This window comes from Caulobacter sp. KR2-114 (genome assembly GCF_049446115.1).
Taxonomy (GTDB): domain Bacteria; phylum Pseudomonadota; class Alphaproteobacteria; order Caulobacterales; family Caulobacteraceae; genus Acaudatibacter.
This window is the reverse complement of record NZ_JBMSEC010000004.1, coordinates 273,463-295,530: the sequence shown is the minus strand read 5'-3', so window position 1 is coordinate 295,530 and position 22,068 is coordinate 273,463. Positions and strand designations below refer to the sequence as shown.

At 72.5% G+C, this 22,068-nt stretch carries 20 protein-coding genes; 12 read left to right on the top strand and 8 right to left on the bottom strand.

The genetic code is table 11. The annotated features are described in order from the left end of the window. Window positions 1–13: 13 nt before the first annotated feature. The gene (locus ACO2Q3_RS16615) at window positions 14–1,708 is read right to left on the bottom strand and encodes an OprO/OprP family phosphate-selective porin (protein ID WP_423308497.1); all 1,695 of its coding nucleotides are present in this window, start codon (window positions 1,706–1,708) and stop codon (window positions 14–16) included. A 187-nt stretch (window positions 1,709–1,895) separates the two neighbouring features. Next, window positions 1,896–3,779 (bottom strand): methyl-accepting chemotaxis protein, encoded by a 1,884-nt coding sequence (locus ACO2Q3_RS16610; RefSeq protein WP_423308495.1) that lies wholly within the window; start codon window positions 3,777–3,779, stop codon window positions 1,896–1,898. A 343-nt stretch (window positions 3,780–4,122) separates the two neighbouring features. Here ACO2Q3_RS16610 and ACO2Q3_RS16605 point away from each other — a divergent pair, with 343 nt between their 5' ends. The 7 genes from ACO2Q3_RS16605 (at window position 4,123) to ACO2Q3_RS16575 (ending at window position 9,816) form a co-directional block, all read left to right on the top strand. Beyond that, window positions 4,123–5,148, top strand: coding sequence for an NAD-dependent epimerase/dehydratase family protein (locus ACO2Q3_RS16605; protein WP_423308493.1), 1,026 nt, complete (start codon window positions 4,123–4,125; stop codon window positions 5,146–5,148). Between the two features lie 87 nt (window positions 5,149–5,235). Beyond that, window positions 5,236–5,463 (top strand): hypothetical protein, encoded by a 228-nt coding sequence (locus tag ACO2Q3_RS16600; protein WP_423308491.1) that lies wholly within the window; start codon window positions 5,236–5,238, stop codon window positions 5,461–5,463. 92 nt (window positions 5,464–5,555) lie between these two features. Then, the gene (locus tag ACO2Q3_RS16595) at window positions 5,556–6,386 is read left to right on the top strand and encodes a VOC family protein (protein WP_423308489.1); all 831 of its coding nucleotides are present in this window, start codon (window positions 5,556–5,558) and stop codon (window positions 6,384–6,386) included. Between the two features lie 253 nt (window positions 6,387–6,639). Then, on the top strand, window positions 6,640–7,254 hold the full coding sequence (gene leuD, locus ACO2Q3_RS16590) for a 3-isopropylmalate dehydratase small subunit (RefSeq protein WP_423308487.1): 615 nt from the start codon (window positions 6,640–6,642) through the stop codon (window positions 7,252–7,254). Next, window positions 7,251–7,553: a putative quinol monooxygenase gene (locus ACO2Q3_RS16585; protein ID WP_423308485.1), complete on the top strand. Its 303-nt coding sequence runs from the start codon at window positions 7,251–7,253 to the stop codon at window positions 7,551–7,553. Before leuD ends, ACO2Q3_RS16585 begins: the two co-directional genes overlap by 4 nt. A gap of 13 nt (window positions 7,554–7,566) precedes the next feature. After that, complete coding sequence (gene leuB, locus ACO2Q3_RS16580) at window positions 7,567–8,619, top strand: 3-isopropylmalate dehydrogenase (RefSeq protein WP_423308483.1); 1,053 nt, start codon at window positions 7,567–7,569, stop codon at window positions 8,617–8,619. Window positions 8,620–8,622: 3 nt separating this feature from the next. Beyond that, window positions 8,623–9,816, top strand: a complete 1,194-nt coding sequence (locus ACO2Q3_RS16575; RefSeq protein WP_423308481.1) for an MFS transporter — start codon at window positions 8,623–8,625, stop codon at window positions 9,814–9,816. Window positions 9,817–9,975: 159 nt separating this feature from the next. Here the strand turns inward: ACO2Q3_RS16575 and ACO2Q3_RS16570 are convergent, their stop codons facing one another. Further along, complete coding sequence (locus ACO2Q3_RS16570) at window positions 9,976–10,359, bottom strand: PaaI family thioesterase (RefSeq protein WP_423308479.1); 384 nt, start codon at window positions 10,357–10,359, stop codon at window positions 9,976–9,978. Between the two features lie 101 nt (window positions 10,360–10,460). Between ACO2Q3_RS16570 and ACO2Q3_RS16565 the strand changes: the two genes are divergently transcribed. The 3 genes from ACO2Q3_RS16565 to ACO2Q3_RS16555 all read left to right on the top strand — a co-directional run bounded on the left by ACO2Q3_RS16565 (window position 10,461) and on the right by ACO2Q3_RS16555 (window position 12,966). After that, window positions 10,461–11,492, top strand: a complete 1,032-nt coding sequence (locus ACO2Q3_RS16565) for an aspartate-semialdehyde dehydrogenase (RefSeq protein ID WP_423308477.1) — start codon at window positions 10,461–10,463, stop codon at window positions 11,490–11,492. After that, window positions 11,489–12,415: an EamA family transporter RarD gene (gene rarD, locus ACO2Q3_RS16560; RefSeq protein ID WP_423308475.1), complete on the top strand. Its 927-nt coding sequence runs from the start codon at window positions 11,489–11,491 to the stop codon at window positions 12,413–12,415. The genes ACO2Q3_RS16565 and rarD overlap by 4 nt, the downstream gene beginning before the upstream one ends. 170 nt (window positions 12,416–12,585) lie before the next feature. Further along, complete coding sequence (locus ACO2Q3_RS16555; protein ID WP_423308473.1) at window positions 12,586–12,966, top strand: PilZ domain-containing protein; 381 nt, start codon at window positions 12,586–12,588, stop codon at window positions 12,964–12,966. Between the two features lie 19 nt (window positions 12,967–12,985). On the opposite strand, the gene ACO2Q3_RS16550 is transcribed toward ACO2Q3_RS16555, so the two are convergent. The 3 genes from ACO2Q3_RS16550 to ACO2Q3_RS16540 all read right to left on the bottom strand — a co-directional run bounded on the left by ACO2Q3_RS16550 (window position 12,986) and on the right by ACO2Q3_RS16540 (window position 16,059). Next, the gene (locus tag ACO2Q3_RS16550) at window positions 12,986–14,125 is read right to left on the bottom strand and encodes a serine hydrolase domain-containing protein (RefSeq protein WP_423308471.1); all 1,140 of its coding nucleotides are present in this window, start codon (window positions 14,123–14,125) and stop codon (window positions 12,986–12,988) included. Continuing rightward, the gene (locus ACO2Q3_RS16545; protein WP_423308469.1) at window positions 14,118–14,942 is read right to left on the bottom strand and encodes a PfkB family carbohydrate kinase; all 825 of its coding nucleotides are present in this window, start codon (window positions 14,940–14,942) and stop codon (window positions 14,118–14,120) included. The genes ACO2Q3_RS16550 and ACO2Q3_RS16545 overlap by 8 nt, the downstream gene beginning before the upstream one ends. A 220-nt stretch (window positions 14,943–15,162) precedes the next feature. Further along, entirely contained in the window at window positions 15,163–16,059 is an 897-nt protein-coding gene (locus tag ACO2Q3_RS16540) for a ribokinase (protein WP_423308467.1), read from the bottom strand. A 110-nt stretch (window positions 16,060–16,169) separates the two neighbouring features. Between ACO2Q3_RS16540 and ACO2Q3_RS16535 the strand changes: the two genes are divergently transcribed. After that, entirely contained in the window at window positions 16,170–17,117 is a 948-nt protein-coding gene (locus tag ACO2Q3_RS16535; RefSeq protein ID WP_423308465.1) for a S1C family serine protease, read from the top strand. A gap of 174 nt (window positions 17,118–17,291) precedes the next feature. Here the strand turns inward: ACO2Q3_RS16535 and ACO2Q3_RS16530 are convergent, their stop codons facing one another. Then, on the bottom strand, window positions 17,292–18,320 hold the full coding sequence (locus ACO2Q3_RS16530) for an aldo/keto reductase (protein ID WP_423308463.1): 1,029 nt from the start codon (window positions 18,318–18,320) through the stop codon (window positions 17,292–17,294). A 179-nt stretch (window positions 18,321–18,499) separates the two neighbouring features. Between ACO2Q3_RS16530 and ACO2Q3_RS16525 the strand changes: the two genes are divergently transcribed. Then, window positions 18,500–20,038 (top strand): sulfotransferase, encoded by a 1,539-nt coding sequence (locus tag ACO2Q3_RS16525; protein ID WP_423308461.1) that lies wholly within the window; start codon window positions 18,500–18,502, stop codon window positions 20,036–20,038. Here the strand turns inward: ACO2Q3_RS16525 and ACO2Q3_RS16520 are convergent. Continuing rightward, entirely contained in the window at window positions 20,014–22,011 is a 1,998-nt protein-coding gene (locus ACO2Q3_RS16520) for a tetratricopeptide repeat-containing sulfotransferase family protein (protein WP_423308459.1), read from the bottom strand. The genes ACO2Q3_RS16525 and ACO2Q3_RS16520 overlap by 25 nt on opposite strands. Window positions 22,012–22,068: the final 57 nt, after the last annotated feature.

Genomic DNA, 22,068 nt, shown 5'->3' with positions numbered 1-22,068 from the left:
CCGCCCCGCCGCCTCAGAACGCGAACTGCGAGCGCACCGAGACGGTGTCGTAGCTCTGGCCGATCTGGGCGCCGGTGGGGGTCTGGTAGAGGGCGGCGTTCGGCGACAGGCGGCTGATGCGCACGTGCTGGTAGTCGAACATGAAGCGCACCAGCGGATTGGGCCACCAGTTCAGGCCGGCGGACAGGTTCTGCTCCTCGCCGCCGCGCACGGCGTCCGCCGCCGGCGCGGTCCCCGCCAGACCCTGGCGATAGTTCAGGTCCATGTCGGAATAGCGCACGCCCATCTCCCAGGCGCCCCAGGTCCCGTCCTTCAGGCTGAACGGCCGGGCGACCGGCGGGGCGTCGAAGGCGGCCGTCTGGGCGTTGTACTTGCGCGCCTCGCCGCTCAGCATCCACAGCCCCTCGACGTACCAGCCGTGGAAGTGCGGGCTGGCGACGCCGTCGGCGCGGGCGATGGCGAAGTGCTCGTACTCGCTCTGCAGCAGGAACGGCCCCTTCTGCGCGGCCAGCTCGAGGCCGGCGGTGGAGGCGTGGTCGGCGGTCAGGGCGCCGGTGTTGATCAGCTTGGTCCCGTCGACACGCAGCTCCTGGGTGTTGGAGAAGGCGACGGTATAGCTGCTGGCCGGGGTCAGGCCGTTGGTTCCGACGCCGCTGGCGTCGGCCGGATGATCCACATAGCTGCCGTGGGCGCCCAGGTGCACCAGCCAGTCCGAGCCATGCAGCGGGGTCGCCGCCACGCGGCCGACGAAGCCCAGCGGGTCGCCGAAGGTCTGGGCCGTGGGGGTGGCCGTGCCGGTGCTCAGCACACCGACGGTGCGGCCGGTGATCGCACCGGAGACCAGCCAGTGCGGGCCATTGGCGAACACCTCGGCGTTGATCCGGGTGTCGCCGGCGGCAAGGCCGCGGGCGATGTCCTCGGCCGCCGAACGCTCCAGGAAGGGCATTGAGTTGGTCGAGGCCTGGTCCTCAAGGCCGATCGACGGCGAGAAGGCGCCGACGCGCACCTTCACCGGCTTCAGACCCGAGTACTGGACCCAGCCCTCGTAGAGCTGGCCGGCATTCTCCACGCCCGAGCCGCCGAAGTCGAAGATCAGGCGATAGTCCCAGTCGCCGAAGGCCGTACCGTCGACGCCCAGGCGGGCGCGGCGAAAGTCGACCCCGTCCTTCAGGTCGCGGGCGTGGGCCAGGTCGACATTGCCGGCGCTGGCGCCGACGGCCGGACCGCTGCGGCGCAGGTCGGTGGCGATCGGCCCCGCCGCCGCCTGGCTGTAGAGCCCGGCGTCCATCTGCAGGATGGCGTGCACCGACGTGGTGAAGCGTCCGTCCGCCGTGCTCCAGATCGGCCGGCCGGCGGCGAGGGTGGTGACGACGGAGGACGGCGAGGGCTTGGCGGCCGCCGCGGCCCGGGCCTCGTCCTTGGCCTGGGCGACCTGCACGCTCTGCACGGATTGCGCCTGGGCCGCCTGGCCCTGTTTCAGCGCCTCGACCTCGGCGGCCAGCGCCTGGGCCTGGGCCATCAGCTGCTGGTCCTCGGCCGCCAGCTTCTGGTGGTCGGCCACCAGCTGCTGAACCTGGGCCTCCAGCGCTTCGATCTTCGCATCGCGCGCATCGGGGCGGCCGGCGGCCAGGGCGGGGGTGGAGGCGCCGGCCAGCAACAGGGCCAGGCCGGAGAGGCGCGCCAGGCGCCGGGAAAGGTTCGCAGACATCTTCAAGGGTCCCTCGTCGCCGGCGCCGCTCGCGCGCGCCGGCCAGGGGGCCACGCCTAGATTCCCGATCTTTCTCGCAGCTTAACCATGCGAAGATTGTGCGAAGGCGGACAATCTGTCGCGGCGGGCAACCGCTCCAGTCTCACAGACCGCCATCGCTGGGCCACCCCCGCATCAGGGGCCGGCCTCAGGCGGCGCGGACACGCGCCGCTACCGGGGGGCGGTCGCCGAGGGCGAAGTTGGCCACCTCCTGCGACAGCAGGCCGTACTGACCCTTCAGCGCATGCGCCGCGGCGGTGGTCTGCTCGACCATGGCGGCGTTCTGCTGGGTCACCCGATCCATGTCGTTCACCGCCGCATTGACCTCGGCCAGGGCGCGGGCCTGCTCCTGGGCCGACAGGCTGATCGAGGTGACGATCTGGGCCATCTCCTGCACGCGCTGCAGGATCCGCTTGAGGGCCTGCTCGGTCTCGCCGACCATGGCCACGCCGTGCGCGACCTTCTGCGACGAGGCGCCGATCAGGCCCTTGATCTCCTTGGCCGCCTCGGCGGAGCGCTGGGCCAGGGCGCGCACTTCCGAGGCCACCACCGCGAAACCGCGGCCCGCCTCGCCCGCCCGGGCGGCCTCGACCCCGGCGTTGAGGGCCAGCAGGTTGGTCTGGAAGGCGATCTCGTCGATCACCCCGACGATCTGGCCGATCTGGCTTGACGAGGCCTCGATCTCGCCCACCGCCTCCAGGGCCGAGCCGAGCACGGTCTCGGTCTGGGCGCCGTCGCCGTAGGTGGCGTCCACCACCTTGCGCGCCTGGCCGGCGCTGTCGGCGGTCTGGCGCACGGTGGCGGTGATCTGGTCGAGGGCGGCGGCGGTCTCCTCCAGGCTGGCGGCCTGGCGTTCGGTGCGGCGCGCCAGTTCGTCGGCGGCGGTGGCGATCTCCGCCGCGCCGCGGCCGACGGCCGAGGAGGCGTCGTCCACGCGCCAGAGCACCGACTGCAGGCGGGCCGAGGCGGCGTTGAAGTCGGTCTGCAGCACCCGGTAGTCGGCGGCGAGTTCCGCCTCGACGCGGAAGGCGACGTCGCCTTCGGCCAGCCGGTGCAGGCCCTGCGCCAGGGCGTCGACCACCTGGCGTCGCTCGGCGTCGCGCGCCTGGCGCTCGGCGTCACGCTCGGCCTGGGCGGCGAGGTCGGCCGCCTGTTCGCGTTCGCGGGCCAGGCGGGTGTCGCGGCGCTCGATGGCCGCCTCGCGGAACACGGCGATGGCGCGGGTCATGGCGCCCAGTTCGTCGCGGCCGCCGACCTGTGGGACCGCCTCGTCGTAGCGGCCGTCGGCCAGCACCGTCATGTAGTCCGACAGCCGGGCCAGGGGCCGGATCACCCGGCGGCGCAGCATCGCCGCCACCCACAGGGCCGCCCCCGCGGCCACCACGGCCGCGGCCACCGTCACCGCCAGGGAGATCGTCTCCTGCCGCGCCAGAGCGGCGTCGCGCGCCGCCTCGCGCTGCGCCGCCTGGGCGGCGGCGGCGTCCACCGCCGCCTCTGCGGCGCCGACCGCGGTGGTCATGGCCTCGGCCTCCTTGTCGAAGGTCGGCATGATGGCGTTGCCCGCCTCCGGGCCGCCGGTCACATAGGCGTGCGCCATGGTCTGGCCGGCCGTGTAATAGCCGTCGAAGCGGCCGGCGACGCCGTCCAGCGCGGCCGCCAGGGGCTGGGCGCCGAGGGCTGTGGCCAGGCGGCGAGCCTCGGCGCTGTCGCGCCGGAACGCGGCGGCATAGCGCTCGGCCTCGCCCCAGCCGTCGTCCAGGCCCGACTGGCCGCGGGTCGCCGACACGTCGGTCAGGAACTGCTGCACCTGGATCACGTCGATCTCGACCTGCTTCTGGCGGGCGATCAGGGCCCGCAAAGACGTCTGCTCGGCTGCGGCGGCGCGCCGCTGGGCCGCCCGCTGGGCGTCGATCCTGGCGGCGAGGGTCGCGTTCAGCGCCGCGCCCCCGGCCGACGCCAGCACCAGGCCGATCAGCGCCCCCGCCACCAGCCGCTCGATCGGGCCCGCCGCCCCCTTGCGTCCCCGTTCCATGCCTGCCCCCTCGTACAATGCGTGAGTACTTTGATTGTGCGCGACAGAACGCCGGAGTCTGGCTAAGGCGGCGTTAAGCCCGACGCGGACATCGGGTCGCATTACTCAAGAATGGCGCGTGGATACCCGGATCGGGTACTACGTCATAAGATCTGACCTGAGGGCTCGATGGGGCCATCTCGAAACCCGTTGTCGATGCCCGACGAATATTTGACCTAAACGAGGGACGCCGCCGCGACCCGCGCCTGGACGGCTACCACTCGGCGAGCATCTTTTTCAGAAACCCTCTTCCGCGTCTGACGGAAACACGATCTTATCAGCGTCAACATTGGAGGGACTGGGCATGAGCGGTCAGGGGACGGTGCTGGTCACCGGCGGGTCGGGCTATATCGGCGGCTGGTGCGTGATCGGCCTGCTGCAGCAGGGCTGGAACGTCCGCGCCACGGTGCGCAGCCTCAGCCGCGAGGGCGAGGTGCGCGCGGCGCTGGGCCGGGTGGTCGATCCTGGCAACCGGCTCAGCTTTCACGCCGCCGATCTGATGTCGGACGCCGGCTGGGACGCGGCGGCGGAAGGCTCCGAATACGTGCTGCACGTGGCCTCGCCGCTGGGCGTCGCCGAGCCCAAGGACCCGAACGAACTGATCACCCCGGCGCGCGAGGGCGCCAGGCGGGCGATCCGCGCCGCCATCCGCGCCGGCGCCAAGCGGGTGGTGATGACCTCGTCGGTGGCCGCCACCAGCAAGGGCCAGCAGCCGGGCGACAGCCTGGCCGACGAAACCGACTGGACCGACCCCACCGAAAAGGGCGTCAACGCCTATTCCCAGTCCAAGACCCTGGCCGAGCGGGCCGCGTGGGAGCTGATCGGGGCGGAGGGCGGGTCCACCACCCTGGCCACGGTCAACCCGGCCCTGGTGCTGGGCCCGGTGCTCAGCCGCGACTTCTCGGAGTCCGTGCAGGTGGTCGAGCGGCTGCTGAACGGCCGGGTGCCGGGCCTGCCGCGGCTGGGCTTCAACATCGTCGACGCCCGCGACGTGGCCGATCTGCACATCCGCGCCATGACCCATCCCGCGGCGGCCGGGCAGCGCTTCATCGCCGCCGCCAACTATGCCTGGATGGCCGATCTGGCGACGATCCTGCGCGCCGAGATGGGCGCCAAGGCGGCCAAGGTCCCGACCCGCAAGGTTCCCGACTTCGTGCTGCGCATCGCCGGCATCTTCGACAAGGAACTGGCCTCGGTCACGCCGAGCCTCGGCTACAAGCACGACTATTCCTCGCAGAAGGCGCAGAGCCTGCTGGGCTGGGCGCCGCGGCCGCTGAAGGACACCGTGCTCGACTGCGCCAACAGCCTGGTGGCCCAGGGAATCGTCTAGGCGACACGCCTGCGCGTACGCTGGAGCTTCCGCGCCCGTCCCGCGTTACACGGGCCTGGCCCGGCGTGCGGGCGCTCGGAGATCGCCGTGAAGACCCTCACCCTCTGCCTGGCCGCGGCCCTGGCCCTCACCGCCGGCGCCGCCTCCGCCAAGGGCTGCATCAAGGGCGCGATCGTCGGCGGCGTGGCCGGACACTATGCGCATCACCATGCCGTGCTGGGCGCGGCGGCGGGCTGCGCCATCGGCCACCACCTGGCGCACAAGCACGAGATGGAGCAGCGGCGGCTGGCCCACCAGCAGCATCCGCACGGCTGACGCGGCGGGCTGGAGGGCGGGGCAGGCTTGACGGGAGACCTGCGCCGGCTTCAAGCCTAGGCGCCTCTTCAGCTGCGAGTGACTGTCCGCCCATGATCATCGGCCTCGACCACGTCGCCGTCGCGGTGAAGGACCTGGACCTCGCCGCGCCCGCCTACGAGGCCCTGCTGGGCCGTGCGCCGGACTGGCGCGAGGAGGCGGCCGGCGCCCGGCATGCCTGGTTCCAGCTGTCGAACATGGCGCTCGACCTGGTGCAGCCGGACGGGATCGGCGAAAGCGGCGACCGGGTGCGCGCGAGGCTGGCGTCCGGCGGCGAGGGCCTGTGGGGCCTGGCCTTCCAGGTCCCCGACCTGGACGAGACCCGGCGGGTGCTGGCGCGGCGCGGCGCGCCCACGCGCAACCCGGCCGATCTCCTGTCGACCGACGCCTGGCGCCTGGCGTTCCTGGAGCCGGAAGCCTCGCACGGGGTGCCCATCGCCCTGGCCGAGCGCGCCAGCGCCCCGCGCATCCCGCCGGCCTTCGACGAGGACTGCGTGCACGCCCTGGACCACGTGGTGATCAACACCCCGAACGCGGACCGCGCCATCGCGCTCTACGGCGCCCGGCTGGGCCTGGACTTCCGCCTCGACCGCTCCAATCCCGACTGGGGCTCGCGGCTGCTGTTCTTCCGCTGTGGCGCGGCGGTGGTGGAGATCGGGGCCAGCCTGAAGGAGCCGCCCAGCGACGCGCCGGACCGGCTGTCGGGCCTGGCCTGGCGGGTGGCCAACCCGATGGCGGCGCGCGAGCGGCTGGCGTCGGCCGGGTTCGACGTCTCCGAGGTGCGCAAGGGCCGCAAGCCGGGCACCGCGGTGTTCACCGTGCGCAGCGGCGTCGCCGGGGCGCCGTCGCTGATCCTGGCCGCCGACCAGGACGCGGAGGACTGAACGCCGCCCTTCCCCTATCTGCTGTCATCCCGGAATGGGCGTCAGCCCATATCCGGGACCGCCAGAAGCGCTGATCCTTCCATCGGCGATTGCCGGTGTCTTGGCGGTCCCGGATCTTCGCTGCGCTCCGTCCGGGATGACAGCCAGGGTGGGGGGATCGGCGGATAATCGTTGCGCGCGGGCGCATCCAGGCGCTAGGCGATCACCCACCGCGCGCGGCCCTCCCGCGCCCCCGAATTTCGGACGTCACGCCATGCAGCCCTTCATCCGCCTCGACGCCAAGGCCGCGCCGCTCGACATCGACAACCTCGACACCGACCAGATCATCCCCAAGCAGTTCCTCAAGACCGTGGAGCGCGAGGGCCTGGGCAAGGGGCTGTTCTACGACCTGCGCTTCGACGAGGCCGGGGCGCCGAAACCGGACTTCGTGTTGAACGATCCGCGCTACGCCGGCGCCGGGGTGCTGATCGCCGGCGACAACTTCGGCTGCGGCTCGTCGCGCGAGCATGCGCCGTGGGCGCTGCTGGACTACGGCGTGCGCTGCGTCGTGGCCCCCAGCTTCGCGGACATCTTCTACAACAACTGCTTCCAGAACGGCCTGCTGCCGGTCGCCCTGCCGGCCGACCAGGTGCGCGCCCTGATGGGCGAGGCCAAGGGCGGCAACCACGTGTTCTCGGTGGATCTGGAGAGCCAGACCGTGACCGCCCCCTCGGGCGCGGCGTTCCGCTTCGAGATCGACCCGGGCCGCAAGGAGAAGCTGCTCAAGGGCCTGGACGCCATCGGCGAGACCCTGCAGGCGGCGCCCGCCATCGACACCTTCGAGCACCGCAAGGCGCTCAGCCAGCCGTGGCTGGAGCCCGCCGCGTGAGCGTGATCATCGCCGGCACGGTGCGCGTGCCGCCGCAGAACCTGGCCGCCGCGCGCCCGCATATGGACGCCATGCTGACCGCCAGCCGGGCCGAGCCGGGTTGCCTCGAGTACAGCTACGCCGAGGACATCGCCGAGCCGGGCCTGGTGCGGGTGTTCGAGGTCTGGCGCGACCAGGCGGCGATCGACGCCCACTTCGCCTCCGAGCACATGAAGGCCTGGCGCGCCGCCTGGCCCAGCTTCGGGGTTTCCGACCGGCGGCTTCTCGCCTACGAGGTCGCCTCCGAACGTTCCATCTAGCCAGGTTTCGCGCATGCCCAAGCTTCTCCTCCTGCCCGGCGACGGGATCGGTCCCGAGGTCACCGCCCAGGTTCGGCGCGTGGCCGAGAAGCTTGCCCCGCAGATCACGGTCGACGAGCGACCGTTCGGCGGGATCAGCGTCGACACCCTGGGCACGCCGCTGAGCGACGAGACGCTCGAGGCGGCCAAGGCTTCCGACGCGGTGCTGATGGGCGCCGTCGGCGGGCCGAAGTGGGATGGCGTGCCGCGGCCGATGCGCCCCGAGACCGGCCTGCTGCGCCTGCGCTCGGGCATGCAGGTGTTCGCCAACCTGCGTCCGGCCCTGTGCTTCCCGGCCCTGGCCGACGCCTCGACGCTGAAGCGCGAGGTGGTCGAGGGGCTGGACATCATGATCGTCCGCGAGCTGACCGGCGGGGTCTACTTCGGCCAGCCGCGCGGTATCGAGGTGCTGCCTGACGGGCAGAAGCGCGGCGTCGACACCCAGGTCTACACCACCAGCGAGATCGAACGGGTGTCGCGGGTGGCCTTCGACCTGGCGCGCAAGCGGCGCAACAAGGTGCACTCGGCCGAGAAGTCCAACGTCATGGAGACAGGGCTGCTGTGGCGCGAAGTGGTCACCGCCCTGCACGCCCGCGAGTATCCCGACGTCGAGCTGATCCACATCCTGGCCGACAACGCCGCCATGCAGATCGTCAAGAACCCGCGCCAGTTCGACGTGCTGGTCACCGACAACCTGTTCGGCGACGTGCTGTCGGACGAGGCGGCGCAGCTGACCGGCTCGCTGGGCATGCTGCCTTCGGCGGCGATCGGCGCGCCGGGCATGCCCGGCCTCTACGAACCGATCCACGGCTCGGCGCCGGACATCGCCGGCAAGGGCGTGGCCAATCCGCTGGCGGCGATCCTGTCGTTCGAGATGGCGCTGCGCTGGTCGTTCGGCCTGCACGACCTGGCCGGGCGGTTGTCGGCGGCGGTGACCGCCGCCCTCGATGGCGGCGCGCGCACCCCCGATCTCGGCGGCAAGCTGACCACCGCCCAGATGGGTGACGCCGTCCTGGCCGGGATCTGAGCCTTGGCCGACGGTGAACCGGGCGACCATCTGGTTCACGAGGCGGTCGGTCCCGCCCTCACCGGCGTGGAAGCCGGGGTCTGCATCGCCCTGGGCGTCAATTCCCTGCTGGTGCTGGGCGTGGTGCCCGTGCTGCTGGGCGACCTCGTCCGCGCCGGCCGGCTGACGGCCGCGGGCATCGGCCTGACGGCGATGACCGAGTTGCTGACCATGGGCGTCACCATCGCCCTGGCGGCCATGGCGCTGAAGCCGGTGCGGCTGAAGGCGATCGGCGTCGTGCTCTGCCTGGCGCTGGCCGCCGTCGACCTGGCGGGCGTGAGCGCCAGCGGCGTCGCCATCATGGTGCTGCGCGGCGTGGCCGGCGCCCTCGAGGGCCTGCTGCTGTGGATCACCGTGGGCATGATCGCCCGCACCGTGACGCCCGAGCGCTGGGCCGGGGTGTTCTTCACCGCCCAGGTGCTGGCCCAGCTGCTGCTGGCGCTGGCGTTCGCGGTGTGGATCCTGCCGCGCTTCGGCCCCAGCGGCGGCTTCGTCGCCATCGCCCTGGCCAGCCTGGCGACCGCCCCGGCCGCCCTCTTCGGCCCCAGCCGGCTGGCGGACCTGGCCACCGAGCCCGGGCAGGGCGGGGCGCCGCCGCTGCGCGGCTGGATCGCCCTCTTCGCCACCCTGATCTATGTGTCGGCCGGCGGCGCGGTCGGCGTCTACCTCGAACCGCTGGCCGACCAGGCGGGCCTTGCCGCCGACACGCCGCACACCGCGATCTGGGTGTCGCTGGTCGGCCAGGTGCTGGGGGGAGCCTCCGCCACCCTGGTCTCGGGGCGGGTGCGCTATTTCGCCGTCTTCCTGGTGGTCACTGCCGTGACCCTGGCCGGGTGGTGGACCTTCGGCCATACGGCCAGCGCGACGGTGTTCATCGCCGCCAACTTCATGCTGGGCCTGTCGTCGATCTTTCTGGCCCCATTCCTGGTGCCGATGACCATCGACGCGGATCCCTCGCGCCGGGCGGCGGTGCAGAGCGCCGGCGCCCAGCTGCTGGGCGGTGCGCTAGGCCCATGGCTGGCGTCCTTCGTGGTGGGCGACCGCGATGTGCGCGGCGCCCTGTGGCTGGGCGCAGGCCTGCTGCTGGCCGGCCTGGCGGTGGTCGCCTGGCTGCGCCTGACCCACCGCGAGCCGGTGATGGCGGCGGAGGCCCAATAGGTCTCTCCTCTGTCATCCCGGAGAGCGCGCCAGCGCTCATCCGGGACCGCCGGAAGCGCCGACGACGGCCGGCCGTAGCAAGCCTTTGCGCCTGCCGCGGTCCCGGATATCCGCTGCGCGGATTCCGGGATGACAGAGGGAGAGGGGGGGGCGCCCCGCCTAGCCCGAGACGGTCATCTGGGTCTGGATCACCAGGGCCAGCAGGCGGCCGTCCTCGCCCGTCACCCGGGTCTGCCAGACGCTGGAGCGGCGGCCGATGTGCAGCGGCGTCGCCTCGCCGGTGATCGTCTGCCCGACCTTGGCGCTGCCCAGGAAGTTGGTCTTGCTTTCCAGAGTGGTGGTCCATGACCCCGGCTGCAGGTTCAGCGCCCCGCCGATGGCCCCCAGGGCGTCGGCGAAGGCCATGTACGCCCCGCCGTGCAGGATCGAGCCGGCGGTGCACAGGTCTTCGCGCACCGTCAGCCGACCCACCACGCGGGCCTTGTCCCGCTCGACGATCTCGACCCCCATCAGGTTGGAGAACGGCATCCCCGTATCGGCCATGCTGGATTTCTTCCTGTTTTGTCTGGAGTCTCTGGCGCTTGCCTTGCCTAGGCGGGCGTCAGGGCCTAAGTCAGCCGCCTGCCATTCGAAGGAGTTGCGCGATGGGTTACCGGGTCGCCGTGGTCGGCGCCACGGGCAACGTGGGCCGCGAGATGCTGAACATCCTCGAGGAACTCGAATTCCCCGTGGACAAGATTCACGCCATCGCCTCGCGCAAGTCCATCGGCGTCGAGGTCGGCTGGAAGGACGGCGTGGTCAAGTGCGAGGACGTCGAGCAGTTCGACTTCTCCACGGTCGACGTGGTGCTGATGAGCGTCTCGGGGTCGTTCTCCAAGGAGTGGGCGCCGAAGATCGGCGCCGCCGGCCCCATCGTCATCGACAACTCCTCCGCCTGGCGCATGGACCCGGACGTGCCGCTGATCGTACCGGAGGTGAATCCGGACGATGTCAGCTACGCCCATCGCAAGAACATCATCGCCAATCCGAACTGCTCCACCGCCCAGCTGGTGGTGGCGCTGAAGCCGCTGCACGACGCGGCGAAGATCAAGCGGGTGGTGGTGGCGACCTACCAGTCGGTCTCCGGCGCCGGCAAGGAAGGCATGGATGAGCTGTGGGACCAGACCAAGGGCATCTTCGTCCTGGGCCCGTCCGAGCCGCAGAAGTTCCCCAAGCAGATCGCCTTCAACGTCATTCCGTACATCGGCACGTTCAACGACGATGGCTACACCGACGAGGAAGCCAAGATGTGGAACGAGACGCACAAGATGATCGACCCGGCGATCAAGCTGACGGTCACCTGCGTGCGCGTGCCGGTGATGGTCGGCCACTCCGAGGCGGTGAACATCGAGTTCCACTCGCCGCTGGACGAGGACGAGGCGCGCGACATCCTGCGCGAGTCCCCCGGCCTGATGGTGATCGATAAGCGCGATTCCACCGGCTACATCACGCCCAAGGAAGCCCAGGGCGAGTTTCCGGTGTTCGTCTCGCGCATCCGCAACGACCCCACGGTCGAGCACGGCCTGTCCCTCTGGGTGGTGGCCGACAACCTGCGAAAGGGCGCGGCGCTCAATGCGGTGCAGATCGCCGAGCTGCTGCACGAACGTGGCCTGATCGGGCGCAAGGTCCTGGCTTGACCGGGGCCGCCGCGGCGCCCGACGGGAACACCTCCCGCCAGGCATTAGCGGCGGGGATCGGGTGCTACATCTTCTGGGGGCTGCTGCCGGCCCTCTTCATGCTGATGAACCATGCGGGCGCGACGCCGTGGGAGATCCTCGGCGAACGCACCCTGTGGGCGGCGCCGTGGTCGGCGGGGCTGGTGATCCTCGCGCGCCATCAGGGCGAGGTGCGCCGGGTGCTGCGCGAGCCGCGCACCCTGGGGCTGCTGACAGTTTCGGCGCTGCTGATCGGCATCAACTGGTCGACCTACGTCTGGGCGGTCGGCAACGGCCGGACCCTGGACGCGGCGCTCGGCTACTACATCATCCCGCTGTTCAACATGGCCGTCGGCGCAATGATGTTCCGCGAGCGGATCGACCGCTTCGGCCTGGTGGCCATCGCCCTGGCGGCGGTCGGCGTGGCGGTACAGACCGTGGCCGTGGGCAAGCTGCCGCTGATCTCGCTGGTGCTGGCGATCAGCTTCGGCGGCTATGGCGTGATCCGCAAACAGGTGCGCGCCGAGGCCCAGACCGGGCTGTTCGTCGAGTGCGTGCTGATGTCGATCCCGGGGCTGATCTATGTCGTGTGGCTGCACCATGCGGGCGGCGGCATAGCCTGGCGCGGGGTCGGCCCGACCCTGCTGATGGCAGTCACCGGTCCGGCCACGGTCGTGCCCCTGGCGCTGTTCGCCTGGGCGGCGCGGCGCCTGCCGCTGTCGACCGTGGGCTTCCTGCAGTTCATCGGCCCGACCATGAGCTTCTTCGTCGGCCTCTACGCCGGCGAGCCGATGACGCCGCTGAGGGCGCTGTCGTTCGTGTTCATCTGGGCCGGCGCGGCGGCCTTCGCCCTGGGGGCATGGCGCGCCGGACGGCGGCTGGCGCGCGAGGCGGCCATCGCCTGAAACCCTTGATTGCGCCCATTTTGAGTGCGCAGACTTTGGCACGGCTTACGCAACATTAACACGCGGCAACCAAAGGTAACGGCGTTCACTGAGGGTTGGAGTCGATTGTGGACGCCCCGGCGGACGGGTTCGCCGGCGTCCGAAACTCCGTCCCGCCCTGGAGCCCGATGATGTCCGCCTCCCTCTATGGCCGCCGGTCCACCGACAACCCTCCGCCGTACGTGGAAAAGCGCGGCATCCGCCGCAACCGCGTGTTCCTGGCCGGCAAGCTCACCAACGGCCACGGGCTGGTGATGGACTGCACGATCCGCGACCTGTCCGAGGTCGGCGCGAAGGTTCACGTGCCCTCGGCCATCGGCCTGCCGGACGAGGTGGCCCTGCTGGTGATGCGTGAGGGGGTCGTGCGCCTGTCGCGCCGGATGTGGAGCCGCTCGCCGCTGTTCGGGCTGGAGTTCCTCGACGCCGAGGACATCCAGACCACCACCAAGGCCCAGTACATGGGCCTGCGCCGACACTGGCTGGAATGGGTGCAAAAGCCGTCCGCCGTCTGAGCGCCCCGGCGCTCGCGCTCTACAGCGCCGTATAGGCCGCCTCGATCAGCCGCCGCGCGCGGCTGTCGTCGATCAGCTCCGCCGACTGGCGGTTCATCACATAGGCGCCGGAGACGCCGGTCGCCGGGTCGGCGAAGGCGCACGAGCCGCCCCAGCCGGAATGGCCGAACGCCTCGCGGCCCGGACCATAGATGCCCAGCCCCTCGTTGCGGATGAAACCCGCGCCCCAGGCCATGTCGTAGGGCAGCACCAGGTCCTGCCCCCTGATGCGCATGCGCGCGGCCTTCTCCACCTCGTCGCCGGCCAGCACCTGCACCCCGTCCAGCCGGCCCTTGCCGGCCAGGGCGGCGAACAGCCGGGCCAGCGCCGGCGCCGTGGCGTGGCCGTTGGCCGAGGGGATCTCGGCGCGCCGCCAGGCCGCGTCGTTGCGGCCCCCCGGCTGCGACCACTTGCTGAAGAAGGCCAGCCGCTTGGGTTCGGTGATCTCGCCCAGGTCGGGCATGGCCGGCGGGCGGCGCACCTCGCTGACCCGCGCGTCCTCGCTCTCGGGCAGGCCGATCCAGAGGTCCAGGCCCAAGGGTCCGGCGATGTCCTCGCGCAGGGCCCGGCCGATGGTGCGCCCATCCACCCGCCGGAAGATCTCGCCGGCCAGGTAGCCGAAGGTCACCGGGTGATAACCGCTGGCGGTCCCCGGCTCCCATAGCGGCCGCATCGCCGCCAGCCGCGCGCAGATGGCGCGCCAGTCATACCATTCCACGGGATCCATCGGCCCGACGATGCCGCACAGGCCGGCCTGGTGCGACAGCACCTGTTCGACGGTCAGCCGGTCCTTGCCGGCCTGGGCGAACTCGGGCCACAGGTCGGCGACCCGGTCCGAATAGGCCAGGCGATCGCGCCCCACCAGCCGGGCGATCATCAGGGCGGCGACGCCCTTGGTGGTCGAGAACACCGGCGTCAGGGTGGTTTCGTCGAACGGCCGGGTCTGGGCGCGGTCGGCCCAGCCGCCCATCAGGTCGACGACGATTTCGCCGTCGATGGCCAGGGCGAAGCGGGCGCCCATTTCCCTTCCCTCGGCGAAGTTCGCCTCGAACGCCTGGCGGACCGCGGCGAACCGCGGCGGGCAGACGCCGCGCACCGTGTCGGCGCCGGGCTCAGCCACCGATCAGCTCCACGCGCACGGTCTGGCTCACGCCCAGCACGCTGGGGAACGCCTGCAGCGGCAGCTCGTCCAGCCCCCCGGCCGCCGCCACCGCCTCGGCCACGCCGGAGGCCGCGCACAGCAGCGCCGCATTGGGCTCCAGATCCAGCGCCAGGCCGGCGGTGAACAGGGCGGTCAGCAGGTCCCCGGTCCCGTTGGGGGCGCTGTCCGAGCGGGGGTGCAGCGCGGCCACCGCGCCGGCCGCGTCGGCGTAGACCACGCCCAGCTGTCCGCCGTCGACGACCGAGGACACCAGCGTCGGTTTGCGCACGATGCGCGCGGCGAAGGCCGCGCTCGCGGGGTCGGTGACCTTGCAGCCGGACAGGCGCTCCAGTTCCCAGGCGTTCGGGGCGATCAGGTCGGCGCGTGGCAGCAGCTGGGCCACCAGCGCGTCGGCCACGGCGGGGCTGACATAGAGTCCCTTGCCCTCGTCGCCCATCACCGGGTCGACCACCAGGCCGGCGTCGGGATTGGCCGCGCGCACCGCGTCCAGGGCGCGGGCGGCGACGGCCACCTGCTCGGGGGTGCTGAAGTGCCCGGTGATCACCGCGGCGAGCTCGCGGAAGCGTCCCTGGGCCTCGACGGCCTCAAGCATCGCCTGCATCACCGCCGCCTCCACCGGCGCGCCGCCGGGTGGTCCCCAGCCGGGATGGCGGCCAAAGAGCACCGTCGGGATCAGGATCGGCTCGACGCCCAGCCGCGCCAGCGCCAGGGCCTGGGCGCCGCCGCCGACGCGGCTGACGGCGACATAGCTCGACAGGATCAGCACGGCGGGCATGGATGCTCGGACGCTCCAGGGCGCAATTCCAGGGGGGCCGCGCCCGGGCGCCGCCAGAACGCCTGTTCTACTGGGATTGCCGGGTATTCGGAAGGCGCGCCTCAGAAGCGGTTGAGAGAGCGCCGCCAGCGCCGGCCGGTCCAAGCCTCGAGCAAGGCGGTCAGCCCAAGGCCCGGGCTCTTGCCGCCGGATGCTTCCCCGGTCGCCGCCGGTCCCGCCGCTACCCCAGCCGCGCCGCGATCTCCGCACGCGTCGGCATCGACGGCGCGGCGCCGGGCTTTTCCGTCGAGAGACCGGCGGCGGCATTGGCCCAGGCCATGGCCTCTTCCAGCGACGCGCCTTCCGAAAGCCGCGCGGCCAGCACGCCGCAGAAGCAGTCGCCGGCCCCGGTGGTGTCCACCACCTTGGCCGGCCGCCCCTCGACGCGGTGCAGGCCGGCCCGGCGCACGGCCACGGCCCCGGCCTTGCCCAGGGTGACGATCACCGTCTGGTCGTCGCGGCCGATCAGGGTGCGCGCGGCGACAGCAATGTCCTCCAGCGCCTCGGGCGGCGCGGCGAGGTCGGCGTAGCGGGCCAGCTCGGTCTCGTTGACGATCAAGATGTCGGTCAGCGGCAGCAGGGCGCGGCCCTCATCCAGGGCCGGTGCGGCGTTGAGGATGCGGATCGCCCCGCCGCCGCGCGCGAACGCGGCCTGGAGCGTGGCCACCGGCGTTTCCAGCTGGCCCAGAAGCACCTTGCGCCCTGCGAGGTCGGAAGCCTGGTCGGGGGTCAGCCGGTGGTTGGCGCCCCCGGCGACGACAATGCTGTTCTCCCCCGCGTCCGAGACCCAGATGAAGGCCTGCCCGGTGGGTTCGCCCGGCAGGGCCACCACGCGGCCGGTGTCTACCCCGGCGTCCTTCAGGCTGGCCAGCATGATCTCGCCGGCCTCGTCCTGGCCGATCGCGGCGACCATCGCCGTGGGCGCGCCACAGCGGGCGGCGGCGGCGGCCTGGTTGCCGCCCTTGCCGCCGGGCACGCGGCTCACCGACAGGCCGGCGACGGTCTCGCCGGGGGCCGGCAGCGCGTGCACGCGGCAGACGATGTCGAGGTTCAGGGATCCGATGACACAGACGCTCATGGCCGCCATAGGCCAGCCCGCCGCCTCGGCGCCAAGGAGAAATTTCACGGCCGGGAGGGCCTCGCGGGGGCCACCTTGCGAGCCGTTCGCAGCGCGCCCACCTAAGCGCCATGGCATTCGACACGGCCGAGCGCGCCGATGAAGCGCTCGATCCCTATTCCGCCCGCGTTTCCCACGCCTTCGAGACCGTCGGGCCGGCGGTGGTGCACATCTCGGCCACGCAAGGCAACGGCCGACAGGGGACCGGCTCCGGCGTGATCTTCGCCCCCGACGGCTATCTGCTGACCAACAGCCACGTCGTCTCCGGCGCAACCAGGCTCTCCGCCAGCCTCACCGACGGGCGGCGATTCGAGGCGCGGCTGATCGGCGACGATCCGGCCACCGACCTGGCGGTGCTGAGGCTGGAGGCGACCGGCCTGCCGCACGCCGCCTTCGGCCGCTCGTCGGGCCTGAAGGTCGGCCAGCTGGTGGTGGCGATCGGCAATCCGCTCGGCTTCCAGGCCACGGTCACCGCCGGCATCGTCAGCGCGCTCGGCCGCACCCTGCGCTCGCCCAGCGGCCGGCTGATCGAGAGCGTGATCCAGACCGACGCGCCCCTGAACCCCGGCAATTCCGGCGGGGCGCTGGTGGATGGCCTGGGCCGGGTGGTGGGCGTCAACACCGCCATGATCGGCCAGGCCCAGGGCCTGTGCTTCGCCATCGGCATCGACACCGCCGTGGACGTCACCGCCCGGCTGATGCGCGACGGCAAGGTGCGCCGCGCCCGCCTCGGCCTCGGCGGCCAGACCACGCCGCTGGACGCCCGCCTGGCCCGGCGGCTGCAGCGCGAGGGCGAGACCGCGGTGCTGGTCTCGGAGATCGCCCCCGGCGGCCCGGCCGAGCGCGGCGGCCTGAAGGCCGGCGACGTGGTGCTGAGCTTCGGCGAGGCCAGGGTGTTCACCGTCGACGACCTGCACCGGCTGCTCACCGCGGAGATCGCCGGCGAGGCGGTGGCGGTGACGGTGATCCGGGCGGCGAGCATCGAGACGCTGACCGTGCGGCCGGAGCTGGACGCCTAGCACCGCCTTCCCCCCTTCTGTCATCCCGGAATCCGCGCAGCGGATATCCGGGACCGCGGCAAGCGCCGGCGCCCGCTACGGCCGGCGAACGTCAGCGTTTCCGGCGGTCCCGGATATGGGCTGACGCCCATTCCGGGATGACAGTGTAAGGGGACGGCGTGGAGTGGAGATCCCTCACACCGGCGACGGATTGCGCTCCACGAACTGGCGCTGGTGCCAATACGGATAGACCGGGGTGACGGCGCTGGCCTTGTCGAGGGCGGCGACCTGTTCGGGCGTGAGGGCCCAGCCGACGGCGCCCAGGTTGTCGCGCAGCTGCGCCTCGCTGCGGGCGCCCATCACCACGGTGGCGACGGTGGGCCGCTGCAGCAGCCAGTTCAGCGCCACCTGCGGGACGGTCTTGCCGGTCTCCGCGGCGACGGCGTCCAGCGCGTCGACCACCTTGAACAGGTGCTCGTCCTCCACCGGCGGGCCGTACTGGGCGGTGTCGTGCAGGCGACTGACCTCGGGCAGGGGCTGGCCGCGGCGGATCTTGCCGGTCAGGCGGCCCCAGCCCAGCGGGCTCCAGACCACGGCGCCCACGCCCTCTTCGACGCCCAGCGGCATCAGCTCCCACTCGTACTCGCGGCCGACCAGCGAATAGTACGCCTGGTGCGCCACATAGCGCGGGAAGCCGTAGCGGTCGGCCACCGACAGCGCCTTCATCAGATGCCAGCCGGAGAAGTTGGAGACGCCGATGTAGCGGATCTTGCCGGCGCGGATCAGCTGGTCGAAGGCCGACAGCACCTCCTCGTGCGGCGTCTGGGCGTCGTAGCCGTGCAGCTGGAACAGGTCGATGTAGTCGGTGCCCAGCCGCTTCAGCGACTTTTCAACCGCCTCGATCAGGTGCCAGCGCGACGAGCCGACGTCGTTTGGCCCCTTGCCGGAGCGGAAGGTGGCCTTGGTGGAGATCAGCAGGTCCGAGCGCGGACGGCCCTTGATCGCCTCGCCCAGCACCTCCTCGGCCGCGCCGTTCGAATAGATGTCGGCGCTGTCGAACATGTTGGCCCCGGCCTCCAGGCAGATGTCCACCAGCTTGCGGGCCTCCGCCACGTCGGTGGAGCCCCAGCCCCGCAGCATGCCCGGCGTGCCGCCGAAGGTGCCGGTGCCGAAGCTGAGTGCGGGCACCTTGAAGCCCGAGTGGCCGAGGCGGCGGTATTCCATGGGGAAGCTCCTGGGTGGGGATCGTCTCGGCGCGGGCGCGCGCCGGGCCTTGCCGGATATAGGCTTGTGGTCGGCCCGGGGAAGCTCGGGCGTTGAACAAAATGGCCCTCGCGCAAGCGGCGGCTTTGGCCCGCACGCGGCTCGGCTTAAGACCGACGGACGATGCGGGCGGATCCTTCATGAGCGGCGCGGGCGATCGTGCGGCAAGGCTGGCCGCGGCCGGCCGGCTGCAGGCCGAGGGTCGCTTCGACGAGGCGATCGGCCTGCTGCGGCGTGTGGTGGAGCAGGCGCCGGGCGACCCGGCAGGCTGGGCGGCCCTGGTGCGGTGCTGTTTCGCCGCCCGCCGCGCGGCGCTGGCGTTGCAGGTGTTCGACCAGGCCCGCCGGCATGCGCCGATCACCGCCGACCTGCTCAGCGCCCAGGCGGCGGTGCTGCAGAGCCTCAGCCGTGTCGACGAGGCGCAAGCGGCGTTCCAGGCCGCGCTGGGCCTGGAGCCGGATCATGCGGACGCCCGCTTCGGCCTCGCCAGCCTGGCGGTCGAGCGCGGCGACTGGTCGGCCGCGGAGGCGTTAGCCGCGCCGTTGCTGGTGCGGCCGGACCGCGCGCCGGGGCTGGACTGGCTCGCCGCGCGCATCGCGGTCGGGCGGGGCGACCTGGCGTCGGCAAAGGTCACTCTGGAGGCCCTTCTGGCGGGGCCAGCCCTGGCGCCGGCCCCCCGCGCCGAGGCGTTGCTGCTGCTGGGCGAGGCGCTCGACGGCCTGGGCGACCCGGCCGGCGCGTTCGCCGCGGCGACCCACGGCAAGGGCCTGCTGCGGGGCCTCTATGCCGAGCGGGCGGCGGGACGCGAGGGCGAGGTGGCGCGGCTGCTCCGGCTGGACGCCTGGTTCGCGCAGGCCGATCCCGGTCCCTGGCGCGCGGCGCCGATCCGCGCGCCCGCGCCCGGCGAGGCCGCCGCGCACGTCTTCCTGGTGGGGTTCCCCCGATCGGGCACCACCCTGCTGGAACAGATGCTGGCCGCCCACGTCGGCGTCGTCGCCCTGGAGGAGGGGCCGACCCTGGCCGAACCGTTCGCGGCGTTCATGGGCGACGCCGAGGGGCTGCAGCGGCTGGCCGCCCTCCCGGAGCGCGAGGCCGCCGCCTGGCGCGCCCGCTACTGGGCGACGGTGAAGGCCGAAGGATGTGCCGTGGAAGGCCGCCTGTTCCTCGACAAGCAGCCGGCCGGGACCGCCTGGCTGCCCCTGGTGGCGCGGCTGTTCCCGGCGGCGAAGGTGCTGTTCGCGGTGCGCGATCCGCGCGACGTGGTGCTGAGCTGCCTGCGCCAGAACTTCCAGATGAACGCCATGACCTACGCGTTCACGGACCTGGCGGAGACGGCCGCTTGCTACGACGCCTGCATGGCCCTGGCGCGGCGGTACCGCGCGCTGCTGCCGTTGGCCTGGCGCGAGGCGCGGCACGAGGCGCTGATCGCCGACCCGCAGGGCGAGCTGGCGGCCCTGGCCGCTTGGCTGGGCCTTGCCCTGGAGCCGGCCATGCTCGACCTGGCCGGGGCCGCCGCCCGGCGCCTCGTGCGCACGCCCAGCGCCGCCCAGCTGCGCGAAGGCCTGACCACGCGCCACGCCGGCCGCTGGCGCGGCTACGCCGAACAGCTCGCGCCGGTGCTGCCGATGCTGGCGCCCTGGATCGAGGCGTTCGGCTACGGCGACGGCGCCTCGGGATAGGCGTCCAGCACCGGCCCCAGGGCCGCCTTCAATGGGGCCAGCTCGGCTTCGAAGGCGCGCCAGTGGTCGACGGCGTCGGCGAAGATCGGCTGGCGCACCTGTTCGGAACTGGGCGTCGCCACCGCCCGCGGGTTGTCGAAGAAGCGCAGGCAGGCGGCGTCGAACGGCAGGCCCAGGTGGTCCAGCAGGCGGCGGATCTCACCCTCAGGATCGGCCACCAGCCGCTCGTAGATCACCCGGCAGACGGCGCCCGGCGCGACGGCGTCGACGTGCGCCATCAGCGCCACGTAGTCGGCGTAGGCCCGGCCGATGTCGGCCAGGTCGTAGGAGAAGTCCCAGCCCTGGGCGAAGTGCTGGCGGTAGATCGACAGGCCGCAGGCCATCGGGTGGCGCCGCACGTCGACGATCCGGGCGTTGGGCAGCAGCAGCCGGATCAGGGCGACGTGCTGGAAGTTCCAGGGCGCCTTGTCGGTGAACAGCGGCCGCCCCTGCCGGCGGTAGGCGCTTGTCCAGTCCAGATAGTCGGCGCCGAGCTTGGCGGCGGTCTCGCGCGGAAGGTCCGCCAGCGCGTCGGGATAGCCGCCGCCCTGGCGAGCGGGCTGCAGGGCGATCCAGTCGGCCAGGGTCTGCAGGTCCTGCAACTCGCCCAGGCCCTCGATGGCCGGATGGCTGGCCAGGATCTGGTCCACCAGGGTCGAGCCCGACCGCGGCATGCCGACGATGAACACCGGATCGGGACGCGGGTCGCCCCAGCCGGCGCGGGACCGGAGGAAGGCGGGGGTGACGAGGGCCCGGGTGCGGGCGACGAGGGTGGTCAGGCGCTGCGGATCGTAGCCCCGCCGGTCATGTTCCAGGCGGTTGGCGCGCGCGTACCGGGCCATCGCCTCGGCCGCGTGGCCCTCGTCCTCGAGATGCTTGCCCAGGCTGAAGGCCAGGGTGGCCTGATCGGCCGGATCGAGATCGGTCCGGTCGGCGGCCGCTTCGAGCGCGGCCAGCTCCGCGGCGGTGAAGCGATAGGTCTTCAGGTTGGCCAGCGCCCAGTAGGCCTCGCCGCGGTCCGGCTCCAGCGCCAGGCAGCGGCGATAGGCGTCCACCGCCTCGTCGATGCGGCCCAGGGTGCGCAGGGTGTTGCCCAGCAGCAGCCAGGCGTTGGGCTGGTCCGGAAAGGCCTGCAGCAGGCCCTGCGTGAGTCCGGCCGCGCCGGCGAAGTCGCCGGTTTCCGCCAGGGCCGCCGCCAGCATCGCGCGGGCGCGGACGTTCTGCGGATCGGCCGCCAGCACCCGCTGCAGCTCGGCCGCCGCGGGGGCGGGCTTGCCGCTGGCCAGAAGCACCGAGGCCAGGCTGACGCGCGCGGCGACGAAGCCGGGCGCCTGGGCCAGGACCTGGGCCAGCAGGGCCTCGGCGTGGGGCAGCCGCCGGGTCCTGGCCAGCACCTCGGCCAGCAGCTGGGCGGCGCCCAGCAGGCCGGGATCGGCGTCCAGCAGCGCCTTCAAGGCTGACTCCGCCGCCGGCAGCCGGCCTTCGGCGAGGGCGTCGGCGGCCTGGGCGAGGGCTGGGCCCCGGATCTGCGCGCGCGGCAGGCGGTCGTAGGCCGCCTGGGCCCCGGCCACGTCGCCGGCGACCAGCAGCACGTCGCCCAGCAGCCGCCAGGCCGCGGTCAGGTCCGGGTTGAGCGCCACGGCGCGGCGCAGCGGCGCGACGGCGCCCCGGCTGTCGCCGAGGGCCAGCCGCACGCGCGCCAGCTCGAAGGCGGCGATCCAGCCGGCGTCGGGCGCCGCGCTCAATGGGGCGAGCACGGCGAGGGCCTCGGCCAGCGCGCCCCGCGCGCGCAGCGCTGCGCCCAGCACCGCCTGGGCCTCGAGGCTCTGCGGCGTGCGCGCCAGGATCTCACGCGCGCGGGCCTCGGCCGCGGCCGGGTCCTGGCCCAGCAGGGCGGTGGCGTGCTGCAGGCTGGCGGCGAGGTCTTCGGCCATCGGCTCTCCGGGCGGAGACCCGACTATGCGCGAGGCCCCCGCAAAAACAAAAACGCG

Coding starts and splice junctions, on each gene's coding strand:
- ACO2Q3_RS16565 (WP_423308477.1), top strand. CDS start 10,461: ATGGGTTACCGGGTCGCCGTGGTCGGCGCCACGGGCAACGTGGGCCGC.
- ACO2Q3_RS16540 (WP_423308467.1), bottom strand. CDS start 16,059: ATGAGCGTCTGTGTCATCGGATCCCTGAACCTCGACATCGTCTGCCGC.
- leuD (WP_423308487.1), top strand. CDS start 6,640: ATGCAGCCCTTCATCCGCCTCGACGCCAAGGCCGCGCCGCTCGACATC.
- ACO2Q3_RS16570 (WP_423308479.1), bottom strand. CDS start 10,359: ATGGCCGATACGGGGATGCCGTTCTCCAACCTGATGGGGGTCGAGATC.
- ACO2Q3_RS16595 (WP_423308489.1), top strand. CDS start 5,556: ATGATCATCGGCCTCGACCACGTCGCCGTCGCGGTGAAGGACCTGGAC.
- ACO2Q3_RS16525 (WP_423308461.1), top strand. CDS start 18,500: ATGAGCGGCGCGGGCGATCGTGCGGCAAGGCTGGCCGCGGCCGGCCGG.
- ACO2Q3_RS16535 (WP_423308465.1), top strand. CDS start 16,170: ATGGCATTCGACACGGCCGAGCGCGCCGATGAAGCGCTCGATCCCTAT.
- ACO2Q3_RS16555 (WP_423308473.1), top strand. CDS start 12,586: ATGTCCGCCTCCCTCTATGGCCGCCGGTCCACCGACAACCCTCCGCCG.
- ACO2Q3_RS16605 (WP_423308493.1), top strand. CDS start 4,123: ATGAGCGGTCAGGGGACGGTGCTGGTCACCGGCGGGTCGGGCTATATC.
- ACO2Q3_RS16530 (WP_423308463.1), bottom strand. CDS start 18,320: ATGGAATACCGCCGCCTCGGCCACTCGGGCTTCAAGGTGCCCGCACTC.
- ACO2Q3_RS16545 (WP_423308469.1), bottom strand. CDS start 14,942: ATGCCCGCCGTGCTGATCCTGTCGAGCTATGTCGCCGTCAGCCGCGTC.
- ACO2Q3_RS16610 (WP_423308495.1), bottom strand. CDS start 3,779: ATGGAACGGGGACGCAAGGGGGCGGCGGGCCCGATCGAGCGGCTGGTG.
- ACO2Q3_RS16520 (WP_423308459.1), bottom strand. CDS start 22,011: ATGGCCGAAGACCTCGCCGCCAGCCTGCAGCACGCCACCGCCCTGCTG.
- leuB (WP_423308483.1), top strand. CDS start 7,567: ATGCCCAAGCTTCTCCTCCTGCCCGGCGACGGGATCGGTCCCGAGGTC.
- ACO2Q3_RS16615 (WP_423308497.1), bottom strand. CDS start 1,708: ATGTCTGCGAACCTTTCCCGGCGCCTGGCGCGCCTCTCCGGCCTGGCC.